Here is a 15,427-nt window from a genome sequence, read left to right on the forward strand (position 1 = left end):
CGCGGCATACGACCGGGTGGGCCAGAATGGCACGGTGCCCGACTCGAACACCTCGCTCGCCCCCGCGCCCGCGCCGCACGCCGACCTCGCGTGGGGTCGCACGTGGCCGAGCCTCGAGGTCTTCACCGAGCTCGCTCTCGAGCACCGTCGCGTCATCCCCGTCGTACGCCGTGTGCTGGCCGACGCCGAGACCCCCGTCGGCGTCTACCGCAAGCTCGCGAAGGACGCCCCGGGCACGTTCCTGCTCGAGTCCGCCGAGCACGGGGGAGTGTGGTCGCGCTACTCGATCGTCGGAGCGCGGAGCGCAGCGACGCTGACCGAGAAGGACGGCCGCGCCCACTGGATCGGCGAGCCGCCGGTCGGCCTGCCCACCGACGGTGACCCGACCGAAGCGGTCCGCGAGACGGTCGCCGCACTGGCCACACCACGCACCCCCGGGCTGCCGCCGTTGACGGGCGGACTCGTCGGCGCCATCACCTACGACGCCGTGCGCCGTTGGGAGAACGTGCCCGACGCCGGGCGCGACGAGCTCGACCTGCCCGAGGTGGCGATGATGCTCGCCACGGACCTCGCTGTCTTCGACCACAGCGACGGCTCGCTGCTGCTCGTCGCCAACGCCGTCAACCACGACGCCACCGACGAGCGCATCGAGGACGCGTGGGCCGACGCGGTCAGCCGGCTCGACCGGATGACCGACGAGCTCGCGGCTCCGGCGCCGAGCACCGTCGCGACCATCGAGCCCATCGAGAGCCGGCCGACGAGCAGCCACACGCAGCCCGAGTTCGAGGAGATGGTGGAGGAGGCCAAGGAGGCCATCCGCGCCGGCGAGGCCTTCCAGATCGTCGTCAGCCAACGCTTCACCCTGCCGTGCCGGGCCGACGCCCTCGACGTCTACCGGGCGCTCCGGGTCAGCAACCCCAGCCCCTACATGTACCTCCTGCGGCTCCCGCACCCCGACGGCACGGCCTACGACATCGTCGGCTCGAGCCCCGAGGCGCTCATCAAGGTGACCGGACGCCAGGCCATCACCCACCCGATCGCCGGCTCGCGCCCACGGGGCAAGAGCCCCGACCACGACGCGCACCTGGCCGAGGAGCTCCTCGGCGACGCCAAGGAGCGGGCCGAGCACCTCATGCTCGTCGACCTCGCACGCAACGACCTCCAGCGCATCTGCCGCGCGGGCACCGTCGACACCGTGGACTTCATGTCGATCCGGCGCTACAGCCACATCATGCACATCGAGTCGACGGTCGTCGGCGACCTGCGCGAGGACCAGAGCGCCTACGACGCGCTCGTCGCGACGTTTCCCGCGGGCACGCTGAGCGGCGCGCCGAAGCCACGCGCCATGGCGCTCATCGACGCCTACGAGGGACTCCGTCGAGGCCTCTACGGCGGCGTCGTCGGCTACCTCGACTTCGCCGGTGACCTCGACATGGCCATCGCGATCCGGACGGCCCTCATCAAGGACGGCCTCGCCCACGTCCAGGCCGGGGCCGGCATCGTCGCCGACTCGGTGCCGCACCTCGAGTACGAGGAGACGGTCAACAAGGCCGCCGCCGCCCTGCGCGCCGTCGCCGCGGCGGCCGGGCTGCGGCCGCTCGGGGACCACCGCGCATGACCGTCACGGAGTCCACCCGCAGGCCGCGCGCCCTCGACAAGAAGCGTGCAGCCCTCGTCGTCCTCGTCCCGGCAGCCCTGCTCCTCGGCCTCACCACACGCATCTGGGCGCGCGGAGAGTCGCGGGACGTCCTCAGCCAGGCGGTGACCGAGGTGACGGGCGGGGCGGCTGCGCCCGGTGTCGTGGGACTCACCGCCGTCTGCGTCGTCGCCCTGCTCGGGCTCATGACCGGAGGACGCGTCATCCGTGCGGTGGCCGCGGTCGTCATCGTGCTGGCATCGCTCGGCGCCCTGGCGATGACCCTGCTCGTCGCACTGCGCCCGGTCGGCACGGTGGCCGACGCGGTCGCGCGCGAGCTCGCCCGGACGACCGCACCCGCCGCCACCGGCTCCAGCACCGCGTGGGTCTGGTCGGCCGTCGTCGTCGCCGCGCTGCTGGCCCTCGGTGCGGTGCTCGCTGCCGTGTCGAGCCGTTCGTGGGCCGGCCTCTCGGGACGCTACGAGCGCGGCGACAAACCGGCCGGCGGGCCCCGCGGCGAGGTCCGCACGACGTGGGACGAGCTGTCCGAGGGCGGGGACCCCACCCTGCGTGATGCCCCCGACGAGACCTGACCGCGAGACCTGACAGAATGGACGCCGTCGGCCCGCACGGGCGTGGAGCCGATCGGACCAGAGAGGACGCCATGGAAGAGCAGCACGAGGACCACGGTCACAGCACCGCCGCCTGGACCGGGGTCGGGATCATCCTGGTCGGCACGGCCATCGCGTCGGTCGCCGTCGTCATCCCCAGCCTGTTCCTCGGCATCATCGGTGCCGCGGTCATCGTGGCGGGTGTCGCAGCGGGCAAGACCATGTCCATGGCCGGCTACGGCAGCAACGGTCACCATGCGCAGGGTGGCTCGATCGTCGACGCCCCCGACGAGTCGGGCGCCGGCACCGTCGGCAAGAGCTGAGCGCGGTGCCGACGGTTCTCGACGGGATCATCAGCGGCGTCCGCGAGGATCTCGGGCGCCGTCGTGCCGCCCTGCCGCTGACCGAGCTCGAGGCGCGGCTCGGGGCCGTGGGCCCCGCCCTCGACCCGATGCCCGGCATCCGCTCCGCCGAGGGCGTCGCCGTCATCGCCGAGGTCAAGCGGTCGAGTCCGAGCAAGGGAGCCCTCGCCGACATCCCCGAGCCCGGCGTGCTGGCGAGGTCGTATGCCGCCGGCGGGGCGAGCGCCATCAGCGTCCTCACCGAGGAACGCCGGTTCTCAGGCAGCCTCGCCGACCTCGATGACGTGCGAGCGGCCGTGCGAACCCCCTTGCTGCGCAAGGACTTCATGGTCGACGCCTACCAGGTGACCGAGGCGCGTGCGCACGGCGCCGACCTGGTCCTGCTCATCGTCGCGGCTCTCGACGACGCCCTGATGCGAGACCTCCACGAGCAGGCCCGCGACCTCGGCATGACGGCCCTCGTCGAGGTGCACGACGCGGCCGAGCTCGACCGGGCCCTCGCGCTCGACCCCGTCCTCGTGGGCGTCAACGCCCGCAACCTCAAGACGCTCGAGGTCGACCCCCGCACCGTCACCGCCCTGCTGCCACGCGTGCCGGAGGGCGTGGTCGGCGTGGCCGAGTCCGGGGTGAGCGGACCGGCCGACGTCGCCACCTACGTCCGCGCCGGCGCCGGCGCGGTCCTCGTCGGTGAGGCGCTCGTCAAGGACGGTCACCCCGAGGCCGCGATCCGCAGCTTCATCGACGTCGCGACCGCGGTCCGGGCCTCGGCCCGCCTCGGCGCGGCAGGAGAGTGAGCATGACCACGACATCCAACGTGCCGGCATACGGCCGCTTCGGAGGCTTCGGCGGACGCTACGTCCCCGAGGCCCTCATCCCCGCGCTCGAGCAGCTCGAGGAGGTCTGGCGCAAGGCCGTCGTGGACCCGGAGTTCGTCGGCGAGCTCGAGCGCCTGCAGCGCACGTACACCGGCCGGCCCAGCATCATCACCGAGGTGCCCCGGTTCGCAGAGCACTGCGGTCGCGCCCGCGTCATCCTCAAGCGCGAGGACCTCAACCACACGGGCTCGCACAAGATCAACAACGTCCTCGGCCAGGCCCTGCTGACCAAGCGCATGGGCAAGACCCGCGTCATCGCCGAGACCGGCGCGGGCCAGCACGGGGTGGCCACCGCCACCGCCGCGGCCCTGCTCGGCCTCGAGTGCGTCGTCTACATGGGCCGCAAGGACACCGAGCGCCAGGCGCTCAACGTGGCGCGGATGCGCCTGCTGGGGGCCACCGTCGTCCCCGTCGACAACGGCAGTAGGACGCTCAAGGACGCGGTCAACGAGGCGTTCCGCGACTGGGTGGCCAACGTCGCGACGACCCACTACGTCCTCGGGACCGTGACCGGGCCGCACCCGTTCCCCGAGATGGTCCGCGACTTCCACCGCGTCATCGGGGTCGAGGCGCGCCAGCAGGTGCTCGACCTCGTCGGGCGCCTGCCCGACGCCGTGCTCGCCTGCGTCGGTGGCGGTTCCAACGCGATCGGCATCTTCCACCGCTTCATCGACGACCGGTCGGTGCGGCTCATCGGCTTCGAGGCGGGTGGAGAGGGCGTCGAGTCCGGCAAGCACGCCGCGCGCTTCTCCGCCGGCATCCCGGGCGTGCTCCACGGCGCCTTCACCTACGTCATGCAGGACGAGGACGGCCAGACCGTCGAGTCGCACAGCGTGTCGGCGGGTCTCGACTACCCCAGCGTCGGCCCGGAGCACGCCCACCTGCTCGAGTCGGGTCGGGCGGAGTACCGCCCGGTCTCCGACGACGAGGCCATGGAGGCCTTCTCGCTGCTGTCGCGCACGGAGGGCATCCTGCCGGCCATCGAGAGCGCGCACGCCCTCGCCGGGGCGATGAAGGTCGGGCGCGAGCTCGGCCCCGATGCCGTCCTGCTCGTCAACCTCTCGGGTCGCGGCGACAAGGACGTCCACACGGCGGCCGAGTGGTTCGGTCTCATCGGCGACGACGGGTCGACCCGTCTGCCGGCCGAGGACGACGGCGCCAAGGGCATGGGGGTCCAGCAGTGAGTGTCGAGGCCATCCTCGAGAAGTGCCGCGCCGACAACCGGGCAGCCCTCATCGGCTACCTCCCTGTCGGCTTCCCGTCGGTCGAGGGCTCGATCGCCGCGATGAAGGTCCTCGTCGACTCGGGCGTCGACATCGTCGAGATCGGCGTGCCCTACAGCGACCCCGTGATGGACGGTCCGGTCATCCAGGACGCCGCCGTGCGGGCCCTGGCCGCCGGCGTGCACCTGAGCGACATCTTCACGGCCGCCCGCGAGGTCTCGGACGCCGGTGCCGGCGCGCTCGTGATGACGTACTGGAACCCCGTCCTGCGCTACGGCGTCGAGCGCTTCGCCGCCGACCTCGCCGCCGCCGGGGGAGCCGGTCTCATCACCCCCGACCTCATCCCCGACGAGGCGGGCGACTGGATCGCCGCGGCCGACGCCCACGACCTCGACAAGGTCTTCCTCGTCGCGCCGAGCTCGACGCCCGAGCGGCTCGCCGCCGTGACGTCGCAGTGCCGCGGCTTCGTCTACGCCACCGCCGTCATGGGCGTCACCGGTGCACGCGCCAGCGTCGGCGACGCCGCCGACGCCCTCGTGTCGCGCACCCGTGAGCACACCGACCTGCCCGTCTGCGTCGGGCTCGGTGTCTCGACCGGCGACCAGGCGGCCGAGGTCGGCCGCTACGCCGACGGTGTCATCGTCGGCTCCGCCCTGGTGCGCTGCCTCACCGAGGCCGACTCCGAGGCGCAGGGGCTCGAAGCCCTTGGGGCCCTGGCCCGCGAGCTGGCCGACGGCGTGCGACGGAGCCGCTCATGAGCCTGCTCGCCAACGTGCCCGCCGCCCTGGGCGCCGCCCTGCCGGCCGAGATCCCGTCGCCGAGCGTCGGCGTCTGGCACCTCGGCCCGCTGCCGATCCGGGGGTATGCCCTGTGCATCCTCGCCGGCATCGTCGTCGCGGTGTGGCTCACGCAGAAGCGCCTCGAGGCCCGCGGGCACCGCAAGGGCATCGCCATCGACATCTCCGCCTGGGCCGTGCCGTTCGGCATCGTCGGCGGACGCCTCTACCACCTCATCACCACGCCCCAGCCGTACTTCGGCGAGAACGGCGACCCGTGGAAGGCCTTCGCCATCTACGAGGGCGGCCTCGGCATCTGGGGCGCCGTCGCGCTCGGAGCGGTGGGCGCCTGGATCGGGTGCCGCAAGAACGGCGTCGCCTTCCGCGACTTCGTCGACGCCGCCGCACCCGGCCTCGCCATCGCCCAGGCGATGGGCCGTTTCGGCAACTGGTTCAACAACGAGATCTACGGCGCGCCCACGGACCTGCCGTGGAGGCTGCGGATCTACGAGTGGGACACCTCCCTCGGCCGGGCCGTCGTCGACGCCCAGGGCAACCCGATCGTCAAGGGCTACTTCCACCCGACGTTCCTCTACGAGGCCCTGTGGTGCCTGCTGCTCGCGGCCTTCCTCATCTGGCTGGGCCGGCGTCGTCCGCTCAAGGCAGGCCAGGTCTTCGCTGCCTACGTCATGGGCTACCCGGTGGGGCGCATCGTCATCGAGAACATGCGCACCGACTCGGCCAACCTCATCCTCGGCCAGCGGGTCAACACGTGGGTCTCCATCCTCGTCTTCATCCTCGGCGTCGTCCTGTGGCGGCGGTTCGGCCGGATGGAGCAGCCGGTCGCTCCGACGGCACCGAAGGGCATCGACGGCGCCGACGGGACGGACGGCACCGACGCCACGGACGGCACTGACGGCGCGGAGGACGGGCAGACCGCGGCGCCCGAAGATTCTTCGGTGGAGGGTCCTGCCGACGGGTCGAACGACACGTCTCCCGGTGTCGCGAAGGTGGACCGTTCGACACAGTCCTGATGTCGCCCTCGTCACGTCTCCTCCGTGGACGTGAGCACGGCGTCTCAGGATGCGGAATCCGCCGTATCAACAGGTAGGACGAGCGGTCCCTCCGATATCGTCGTCAGCAACGCCTGTGGCCAGTGCCGTCCACATGCCCTTTTCATGTCGCGTGGCCCCGTGCGGTCGCCGCCTGGGACCCAGCAGAAGGACGGTGAAGATGCCGCCGCACACCCGCACCCGTGCCCTCTTCAGTGCACACCCGGAGAACTCCGGTCTCTACCGACGCGAGCACGAGCACGACGCCTGCGGTGTCGCCCTCATCGCGACGATGCGGGGGACCGCCGGCCACGACATCGTCGACCACGCCCTGACGGCGCTGCGCAACCTCGACCATCGTGGAGCGACCGGCGCCGACCCGCTCGTCGGTGACGGTGCCGGCATCCTGACGCAGATCCCGGACGAGTTCTTCCGGGCCACCGTCCCCTTCACGCTCCCCAACAGCGGGGCGTATGCCGCGGGCATCGCCTTCCTGCCGCAGAACCCCATCGAGCGGGCCGCGGCCAAGGCCCGCATCGAGGAGCTCGCGGTCGCCGAGAACCTCAAGGTGCTCGGGTGGCGTGAGGTGCCCGTCGAGGGCGACCTCGTCGGCACGGTGGCCCGCCAGTGCATGCCGTTCTTCGAGCAGCTCTTCGTCAGCAGCGCGATCGGCCGGCAGGTGGCCCTGGGCCTCGACCGGCTCGCCTTCTGCCTGCGCAAGCGCGCCGAGCACGAGGTCGACGTCTACTTCTCCTCGCTCAGCTCCCGCACCATCGTCTACAAGGGCATGCTGACCACCGGCCAGCTCGAGCCGTTCTTCCCTGACCTGTCCGACCCGCGCTTCGCCAGCGAGCTGGCCCTCGTGCACTCGCGCTTCTCGACCAACACGTTCCCGTCCTGGCCGCTCGCGCACCCGTACCGCTTCATCGCGCACAACGGCGAGATCAACACCGTCAAGGGCAACCGCAACTGGATGCACGCCCGTGAGAGCCTGCTGACGTCGGACATCATCCCGGGCGACCTCGAGCGCGTCTTCCCCATCTGCACCCCCGAGGCCTCCGACTCGGCGAGCTTCGACGAGGTGCTCGAGCTGCTCCACCTCGGTGGCCGCTCACTCCCGCACGCGGTGCTCATGATGATCCCCGAGGCGTGGGAGAACCACGCCACGATGGACCCGGCGCGCAAGGCGTTCTACGAGTTCCACTCGACCTTCATGGAGCCGTGGGACGGTCCCGCCAACGTCTGCTTCAGCGACGGCACGCTCGTCGGCGCGGTCCTCGACCGCAACGGCCTGCGCCCGGGTCGCTACACGGTGACCGACGACGGCCTCGTCGTGCTGGCCTCGGAGTCGGGCGTGCTCGAGCTCGACCCCGAGACCATCGTCCAGCGCGGTCGCCTGCAGCCCGGCAAGATGTTCCTCGTCGACACCGAGCACGGCCGGATCGTCAGCGACGAGGAGATCAAGTCCCAGCTCGCCGCGGCCAAGCCGTATGCCGAGTGGCTGCACGCCGGCCTCATCCGCCTCGAGGACCTGCCGGAGCGTGAGCACATCGTGCACACGGCCGCCTCGGTCGCCCGTCGCCAGCAGACGTTCGGCTACACCGCCGAGGAGCTGCGCATCCTGCTGACGCCGATGGCCCGCTCCGGCGGGGAGGCGCTCGGCTCGATGGGAACCGACACCCCCATCGCCGTCCTGTCCTCGCGGCCGCGCCTGCTCTTCGACTACTTCACCCAGCTCTTCGCGCAGGTGACCAACCCGCCGCTCGACGCGATCCGCGAGGAGCTCGTCACCTCGCTCGGCACCTACATGGGTCCCGAGGGCAACGCCCTGTCGGCCTCGCCGTCGCACGCGCGCCAGCTCGTCCTCGACTTCCCGGTCATCGACAACGACGAGCTCGCCAAGATCGTGCACATCAACGCCGACGGCGACCTGCCCGGCTACGCGACCCACGTCGTGCGTGGGCTCTACGACGTCACCGGGGGAGCGGCTGCCATGCGCGACCGCCTCGAGGAGATCTTCGCGGAGGTGTCGCAGGCCATCTCCCGCGGTGCGCGCTTCGTCGTGCTCTCGGACCGCGACTCCGGCCGCGACCTGGCCCCGATCCCGTCCCTGCTGCTCACCGCGGCCGTGCACCACCACCTCATCCGTGAGAAGACCCGCACCCAGGTGGGTCTGCTCGTCGAGGCCGGCGACGTGCGCGAGGTCCACCACGTCGCGCTGCTCATCGGATTCGGTGCGGCCGCCGTCAACCCCTACCTCGCCATGGAGACCGTCGAGGACCTCGTCCGGGCCGGCGAGATCGAGGGCGTGACCTCGGAGAAGGCCGTCGCCAACCTCATCAAGGCGCTCGGCAAGGGCGTGCTCAAGGTGATGTCCAAGATGGGCATCTCGACCGTCGCGTCCTACCGCGGCGCCCAGGTCTTCGAGGCCATCGGCCTGTCGCAGGCTCTCGTCGAGCGCTACTTCACCGGCACGGTGAGCCAGCTCGGCGGTGTCGGCCTGGACGTCATCGCCCGGGAGACGGCCGAGCGCCACGCCCGCGCCTACCCGCCGGACGGCGTCCACCAGCCGCACCGCACCCTCGAGGTCGGCGGCGAGTACCAGTGGCGCCGCGAGGGTGAGCCGCACCTCTTCGACCCCGAGACGGTCTTCCGCCTGCAGCACTCGACGCGGCAGCGCCGCTACGACGTCTTCAAGCAGTACACGGGTCGTGTCGACGACCAGACGTCGCGCCTGATGACGCTGCGCGGCCTCATGGGCTTCCGCCCGACCGGCGTCACCGGACGACTCCCCGTGCCGATCGAGGAGGTCGAGCCGGTCAGCGAGATCGTCAAGCGCTTCAACACCGGCGCGATGAGCTACGGCTCGATCTCCAAGGAGGCGCACGAGACGCTCGCGATCGCCATGAACCACCTCGGCGGCCGCTCCAACACCGGTGAGGGCGGCGAGGACGTCGACCGACTGCTCGACCCCGAGCGCCGTTCTGCCGTCAAGCAGGTCGCGTCCGGACGGTTCGGCGTGACGAGCCTCTACCTCACGCACTCCGACGACATCCAGATCAAGATGGCCCAGGGCGCCAAGCCGGGCGAGGGCGGTCAGCTGCCGGGCCACAAGGTCTACCCGTGGGTGGCCAAGACGCGTCACTCGACGCCCGGTGTGGGCCTCATCTCCCCGCCGCCGCACCACGACATCTACTCCATCGAGGACCTGGCGCAGCTGATCCACGACCTCAAGAACGCCAACCCTGCGGCCCGCATCCACGTCAAGCTCGTCTCCGAGATCGGGGTCGGCACGGTGGCCGCCGGTGTGTCCAAGGCGCACGCCGACGTCGTGCTCATCTCGGGTCACGACGGTGGCACGGGCGCCTCTCCGCTGACCTCCCTCAAGCACGCCGGCGCGCCGTGGGAGCTCGGTCTCGCCGAGGCCCAGCAGACCCTGGTGCTCAACGGTCTGCGCGACCGCATCGTCGTCCAGGTCGACGGTCAGCTGAAGACCGGCCGCGACGTCGTCGTGGCCGCCTTGCTCGGCGCCGAGGAGTTCGGTTTCGCGACGGCTCCGCTCGTCGTGTCGGGCTGCGTCATGATGCGCGTCTGCCACCTCGACACCTGTCCGGTCGGCATCGCGACCCAGAACCCCGAGCTGCGGTCGCGGTTCTCCGGCAAGCCGGAGTTCGTCGAGACCTTCTTCGAGTACATCGCCGAGGAGGTCCGAGAGCACCTGGCCTCGCTCGGCTTCCGCTCCATCGAGGAGGCCGTCGGCCAGGTCGGGAGCCTCGACCTCGACAAGGCGATCGCCCACTGGAAGGCCTCCGGCCTCGACCTCAGCCCGATCCTCGCCGTCGCCGACAACCCCACCGGCGGCACGCTGCACCAGTCGGCCACGCAGGACCACGGGCTCGACAAGGCGCTCGACAACGAGCTCCTGAGCCGCGCCCTGTCGGCCATCGAGACGGGCGAGCCGGTGCGCACCGAGATCGCCGTGCGCAACGTCAACCGCACCGTCGGCACCATGCTCGGTCACCACGTGACCAAGGCGCACCCCCACGGGCTCGCGGACAACACGATCGAGCTCACGATGACCGGCTCGGGTGGGCAGTCCTTCGGTGCCTTCCTACCTGCGGGCGTCACGATGCAGCTCTTCGGCGACGCCAACGACTACGTCGGCAAGGGGCTCTCCGGCGGCCGGGTCGTCGTGCGACCCCACCGCGACGCGACCCTCGTGGCCGAGGAGAACGTCATCGCCGGCAACGTCATCGCCTACGGCGCCACGACCGGCCAGATCTTCCTGCGCGGCATCGTCGGTGAGCGCTTCTGCGTGCGCAACTCCGGCGCCCACGCCGTCGTCGAGGGCGTCGGCGACCACGGCTGCGAGTACATGACCGGTGGTGCCGCGGTCGTCCTCGGCCAGACCGGCCGCAACTTCGCGGCCGGCATGTCGGGCGGCGTGGCCTACGTCCTCGACCTCGACCGCGATCTCGTCAACCGCGAGATGGTCGACCTGCTCGCCCTGCGGGACGACGACGACGGCCCGCTCCGCGAGCTGCTCGAGGCCCACGTGAGGTGGACCGAGTCGCCGGTCGCACAGGCGCTGCTCGCCGACTGGGCGGCCGCCCGTGAGCGCTTCACGCTCGTGCTGCCACGCGACTACCAGCGTGTCCTCGACGTCAGGGCCGAGGCGCAGGAGCAGGGCCTCGACCTCGACGGACCCGAAGTGTGGAACCGGATCATGGAGGCTTCCCGTGGCTGACCCCCAAGGCTTTCTCACCACCCGCGAGCGCGAGCTCCCGGCCCGCCGTCCCGTCCCGGTGCGCATCCGGGACTGGAAGGAGGTCTACGAGGAGCAGGAGCTCGGGCAGCTCCAGCGCCAGGCGGGCCGCTGCATGGACTGCGGCATCCCGTTCTGCCACTCCGGCTGCCCGCTCGGCAACCTCATCCCGGAGTGGAACAACTTCGCCTGGAAGGGCGACTGGTCCGACGCGATCGAGCGCCTGCACGCGACGAACAACTTCCCGGAGTTCACCGGGCGGCTCTGTCCGGCGCCGTGCGAGACCGCGTGCGTCCTGGGGATCAACCAGCCGGCCGTGACGATCAAGCAGGTCGAGGTCACGACGATCGAGCGCGCCTTCGACGAGGGGCTCGTGACGCCGCTGCCGCCCGAGCGCCTGTCGGGCAAGACCGTCGCCGTCGTGGGGTCCGGCCCCGCGGGTCTGGCCGCGGCCCAGCAGCTGACCCGCGCCGGTCACACCGTCGCCGTCTTCGAGCGCGCCGACAAGCCCGGTGGCCTGCTGCGCTATGGCATCCCCGAGTTCAAGATGGAGAAGTCGGTGCTCGACCGCCGGCTCGACCAGATGACCGCGGAGGGCACCCGCTTCCGCAACGGCATGGACGTCGGTGTCGACATCACAGGTCGCCAGCTGCGTGACCGCTACGACGCCGTCGTCCTCGCCCTCGGTGCGACCGTCCCGCGCGACCTCGACGTCCCGGGCCGGCAGCTCGGTGGCATCCACCAGGCGATGGACTTCCTCCCGCAGGGCAACCGCGCCGCTCTCGGCGAGCACGTCGAGGACCAGATCCTCGCGACCGACAAGCACGTCGTCGTCATCGGTGGCGGTGACACCGGCGCCGACTGCATCGGCACGTCGCACCGTCAGGGCGCGGCCTCGGTGACGAGCCTCGAGATCATGCCGCAGCCGGGCGAGGACCGCCCGGGCAGCCAGCCGTGGCCCACCTATCCGATGCTCTACCGCGTCGCGAGCGCGCACGAGGAGGGCGGTGACCGCATCTACGCCGTCAGCACGACGGAGTTCATCGGTGACGACGACGGCAACGTCGCGGCGCTGCGCCTGACCGAGGTCGAGTTCGTCGACGGCCGCCCCACCGCCAAGGCGGGCACCGAGCGCGAGATCCCTGCGCAGCTCGTGCTCTTCGCGATGGGCTTCCTCGGACCCCAGGGGAGCGGTGTGCTCGAGCAGCTCGGGGTCGACCTCGACGAGCGCAGCAACGTCCGCCGTGACAAGAACTTCATGAGCTCGGTCCCCGGCGTCTTCGTGGCCGGCGACGCCGGTCGCGGACAGTCGCTCATCGTCTGGGCCATCGCCGAGGGACGCGCCGCGGCCGCCGGAGTCGACGCCTGGCTCACGGGGTCGAGCTCCCTCCCGAGGCCCATCGCGCCGACCGACCGGCCGCTCACCGCCTGACCGGTCGCTCGTCACCCGGGCACCCCCTCCCGTATGCCGTGTCGCCACCTCGGCGACACGGCATACGGGCATGATCGTCAATCGTGGCAGGGCAGCTCACGCCCCTACCGACGTCGTCCGTCCCACAGGTCGAACCCGCTCGGTGACCCACGTCACAGCACCCCTAAGGTTGAAGCATGCGTCGCGCCAAGATCGTCTGCACCATCGGCCCCAAGACCTCATCGCCCTCCCAGCTCCGCGCCCTCGTCGACGCCGGCATGGACGTCGCCCGGCTCAACCTCTCCCACGGTGACCACACCGTGCACGAGCAGGTCTACCGGGACGTCCGTGCGGCCGGCGACGCCTCCGGCCGCGCCGTCGGCATCCTCGTGGACCTCCAGGGCCCGAAGATCCGCACGGGCCGCTTCTCCCGCGGCCCGGTGACGCTGAGCCCCGGACAGCGGTTCACCATCACGACCCGTGAGGTCGACGGCGACGACTCCATCGTCGGCACGACGTACGCCGGCCTGCCCGGGGACGTCAGCCCCGGCGACGTGCTGCTCATCGACGACGGCAAGGTCATGCTGCGCGCGGTCGAGGTGAACGACACCGACGTGCTCACCGAGACCGTGATCGGTGGTCAGGTCAGCAACAACAAGGGCATCAACCTGCCCGGCGTGGCCGTCAGCGTGCCCGCGCTCTCGGACAAGGACCGTGAGGACCTCCGCTTCGCCATGCGCCTGGGCGTCGACATGATCGCGCTGTCCTTCGTGCGCTCGGCCGACGACATCGTCGACGTCCACGCGATCATGGACGAGTTCGGCGACCGCATCCCAGTCATCGCCAAGATCGAGAAGCCGCAGGCCGTCGACAACCTCGAGGGCATCGTCGCGGCCTTCGACGGCATCATGGTCGCCCGCGGCGACCTCGGCGTGGAGATGCCGCTCGAGGACGTGCCCCTCGTGCAGAAGCGCGCCATCGAGCTAGCCCGCCGCGAGGCCAAGCCGGTCATCGTCGCCACGCAGGTGCTCGAGTCCATGATCGAGAACCCCCGCCCGACGCGAGCCGAGGCCTCGGACGCCGCCAACGCCGTGCTCGACGGAGCCGACGCGCTCATGCTCTCCGGTGAGACGTCGGTCGGCGCGTGGCCCATCGACTCGGTGCGCACCATGGCGCGCATCATCGAGTCGACCGAGGAGAAGGGCTTCGACAAGATCGTCCGGATGCCGACCAACCCCAAGACGGTCGGCGGCGCGGTGACCAAGGCCGCCGTGGAGATCGGCGAGGTCGTGGGCTCGAAGTTCCTCATCGTCTTCACCGAGACGGGAGGCTCGGCCACCCGGATGGCGCGCATCCGCCCCCGCCTGCCCATGCTGGCCTTCACGTCCGAGCCCCGCGTCCGATCGCGGCTGGCCCTGGTCTGGGGCATCGAGACCTACCTCGTGCCCCGCATGCACCACACCGACCAGTTCGCCATGCAGGTCGACCTCAAGCTCATTCCCGAGGGCCGCGTGACCGAGGGCGACCGCGTCGTCATCGTCGCAGGCTCGCCTCCCGGCATCCCCGGCTCGACCAACGCGCTGCGCGTGCACCGGGTCGGCGACGCGGTCAACCGGGCAGCCCCGGCCTACCGACCGGAAGAGGTCACCAGCTGACCGCAGCCGCTCGCGTGCCCCCGGCACGACACGAGTGACCACGTATGCCGTCGGGCCCGCCCGACGGCACACGTGCACCTTCGCCGGGGTCGCGGCGCGCCCCTCCGGTCACCGACCGCCGGCCCCGGTGATCGTGGGTATGCTGGCTCGGCACTCCGGCCGGGGTGGTGGAATGGCAGACACGGGGCACTCAAAATGCTCTGGCCGCAAGGCCGTGCGGGTTCGAGTCCCGCCCTCGGCACCGACGTCCGATCGGTCGTCCCTCGGCGATCGCCCACCTCGAGACGCAGGCTCCGGCGAGGGGTCGTGCAGCGTGACGGTCCCGAAACACGCCGGAAACCTGGCCCCGGATAGGATTTGCCCGTGAGCACCGACGAGAGCACGACGCCCAAGCCGACCCCTGCCAGTGTCACCGTCCCCACGGAGGGCGCCGAGGCTGCCGAGGTCGCCGACACCACCGCGGCGCCGGCCTCGGGTGCGACCCGGATCCTCGTCGCCGAGGACGAGGCCCTGATCCGCCTCGACCTCGCCGAGATGCTCGGCGAGCAGGGCTACGACGTCGTCGGTCAGGCCAGCAACGGCGAGCAGGCCGTCGAGCTCGCCAAGGAGCTGAAGCCCGACCTCGTCATCATGGACGTCAAGATGCCCGTCCTCGACGGGCTCTCCGCCGCGGAGCAGCTGCACGAGTCCAAGCTGTGCCCCGTCATCATGCTCACGGCGTTCTCGCAGACCGAGCTCGTCGAGCGGGCCCGCGACGCCGGCGTCATGGCCTACATCGTCAAGCCGTTCACGGCCGACGACCTGCGCCCGGCGATCGACATCGCCACGTCGCGCTGGCAGGAGCTCAAGGCGCTCGAGTCGGAGATCGCCGACCTCGGCGAGCGGCTCGAGACCCGCAAGCTCGTCGACCGCGCGAAGGGCGTCCTCATGACCCAGCTGAAGCTCAGCGAGTCCGACGCGTTCCGGTGGATCCAGAAGACCGCGATGGACCGCCGCCTCGGGATGAAAGAGGTCGCCGAGGCCGTCATCAACGGCTTCCCCGCGGCCTGAGACGGGCCCTG

Annotated in this window: 11 protein-coding genes and 1 tRNA gene; all 12 read left to right on the plus strand. The window is 71.2% G+C overall.

Features of this window, described 5'->3' with window-relative positions; all coding sequences use genetic code 11:
* The first annotated feature begins 34 nt into the window (after positions 1-34).
* The 12 genes from ABD831_RS13260 to ABD831_RS13315 all read left to right on the plus strand — a co-directional run bounded on the left by ABD831_RS13260 (position 35) and on the right by ABD831_RS13315 (position 15,416).
* Complete coding sequence (locus ABD831_RS13260) at positions 35-1,618, plus strand: anthranilate synthase component I (protein WP_344947219.1); 1,584 nt, start codon at positions 35-37, stop codon at positions 1,616-1,618.
* Positions 1,615-2,229: a Trp biosynthesis-associated membrane protein gene (locus tag ABD831_RS13265; protein WP_344947221.1), complete on the plus strand. Its 615-nt coding sequence runs from the start codon at positions 1,615-1,617 to the stop codon at positions 2,227-2,229. The genes ABD831_RS13260 and ABD831_RS13265 overlap by 4 nt, the downstream gene beginning before the upstream one ends.
* Before the next feature lie 71 nt (positions 2,230-2,300).
* On the plus strand, positions 2,301-2,570 hold the full coding sequence (locus tag ABD831_RS13270; protein ID WP_344947224.1) for an HGxxPAAW family protein: 270 nt from the start codon (positions 2,301-2,303) through the stop codon (positions 2,568-2,570).
* Positions 2,571-2,575: 5 nt separating this feature from the next.
* Complete coding sequence (gene trpC, locus ABD831_RS13275; RefSeq protein WP_344947227.1) at positions 2,576-3,403, plus strand: indole-3-glycerol phosphate synthase TrpC; 828 nt, start codon at positions 2,576-2,578, stop codon at positions 3,401-3,403.
* A 2-nt stretch (positions 3,404-3,405) separates the two neighbouring features.
* Positions 3,406-4,668: a tryptophan synthase subunit beta gene (trpB, locus tag ABD831_RS13280; protein ID WP_344947230.1), complete on the plus strand. Its 1,263-nt coding sequence runs from the start codon at positions 3,406-3,408 to the stop codon at positions 4,666-4,668.
* Positions 4,665-5,465 (plus strand): tryptophan synthase subunit alpha, encoded by an 801-nt coding sequence (gene trpA / locus ABD831_RS13285; RefSeq protein WP_344947233.1) that lies wholly within the window; start codon positions 4,665-4,667, stop codon positions 5,463-5,465. Before trpB ends, trpA begins: the two co-directional genes overlap by 4 nt.
* Complete coding sequence (gene lgt, locus ABD831_RS13290) at positions 5,462-6,517, plus strand: prolipoprotein diacylglyceryl transferase (RefSeq protein ID WP_344947236.1); 1,056 nt, start codon at positions 5,462-5,464, stop codon at positions 6,515-6,517. Before trpA ends, lgt begins: the two co-directional genes overlap by 4 nt.
* A 199-nt stretch (positions 6,518-6,716) precedes the next feature.
* Positions 6,717-11,282 (plus strand): glutamate synthase large subunit, encoded by a 4,566-nt coding sequence (gene gltB, locus ABD831_RS13295; protein ID WP_344947239.1) that lies wholly within the window; start codon positions 6,717-6,719, stop codon positions 11,280-11,282.
* Positions 11,275-12,732 carry a glutamate synthase subunit beta gene (locus ABD831_RS13300; RefSeq protein WP_344947242.1) on the plus strand — a complete coding sequence of 486 codons (1,458 nt, stop codon included), beginning with the start codon at positions 11,275-11,277 and terminating at the stop codon, positions 12,730-12,732. Before gltB ends, ABD831_RS13300 begins: the two co-directional genes overlap by 8 nt.
* A 176-nt stretch (positions 12,733-12,908) precedes the next feature.
* Positions 12,909-14,366 carry a pyruvate kinase gene (gene pyk / locus ABD831_RS13305; RefSeq protein ID WP_142178223.1) on the plus strand — a complete coding sequence of 486 codons (1,458 nt, stop codon included), beginning with the start codon at positions 12,909-12,911 and terminating at the stop codon, positions 14,364-14,366.
* Between the two features lie 158 nt (positions 14,367-14,524).
* A tRNA-Leu gene (locus tag ABD831_RS13310) sits at positions 14,525-14,607 on the plus strand.
* A 122-nt stretch (positions 14,608-14,729) separates the two neighbouring features.
* Positions 14,730-15,416 carry an ANTAR domain-containing response regulator gene (locus ABD831_RS13315; RefSeq protein WP_425582824.1) on the plus strand — a complete coding sequence of 229 codons (687 nt, stop codon included), beginning with the start codon at positions 14,730-14,732 and terminating at the stop codon, positions 15,414-15,416.
* Positions 15,417-15,427 lie beyond the last annotated feature (11 nt).

The sequence above is a fragment of the Terrabacter ginsenosidimutans genome, from assembly GCF_039539425.1.
Taxonomy (GTDB): Bacteria; Actinomycetota; Actinomycetes; order Actinomycetales; family Dermatophilaceae; genus Terrabacter; species Terrabacter ginsenosidimutans.

Bases quoted from the DNA above. Each gene is read 5' to 3' on its own strand.
- ABD831_RS13265 (WP_344947221.1), top strand. From the start codon at position 1,615: ATGACCGTCACGGAGTCCACCCGCAGGCCGCGCGCCCTCGACAAGAAG.
- ABD831_RS13270 (WP_344947224.1), top strand. From the start codon at position 2,301: ATGGAAGAGCAGCACGAGGACCACGGTCACAGCACCGCCGCCTGGACC.
- trpB (WP_344947230.1), top strand. From the start codon at position 3,406: ATGACCACGACATCCAACGTGCCGGCATACGGCCGCTTCGGAGGCTTC.
- lgt (WP_344947236.1), top strand. From the start codon at position 5,462: ATGAGCCTGCTCGCCAACGTGCCCGCCGCCCTGGGCGCCGCCCTGCCG.
- gltB (WP_344947239.1), top strand. From the start codon at position 6,717: ATGCCGCCGCACACCCGCACCCGTGCCCTCTTCAGTGCACACCCGGAG.
- pyk (WP_142178223.1), top strand. From the start codon at position 12,909: ATGCGTCGCGCCAAGATCGTCTGCACCATCGGCCCCAAGACCTCATCG.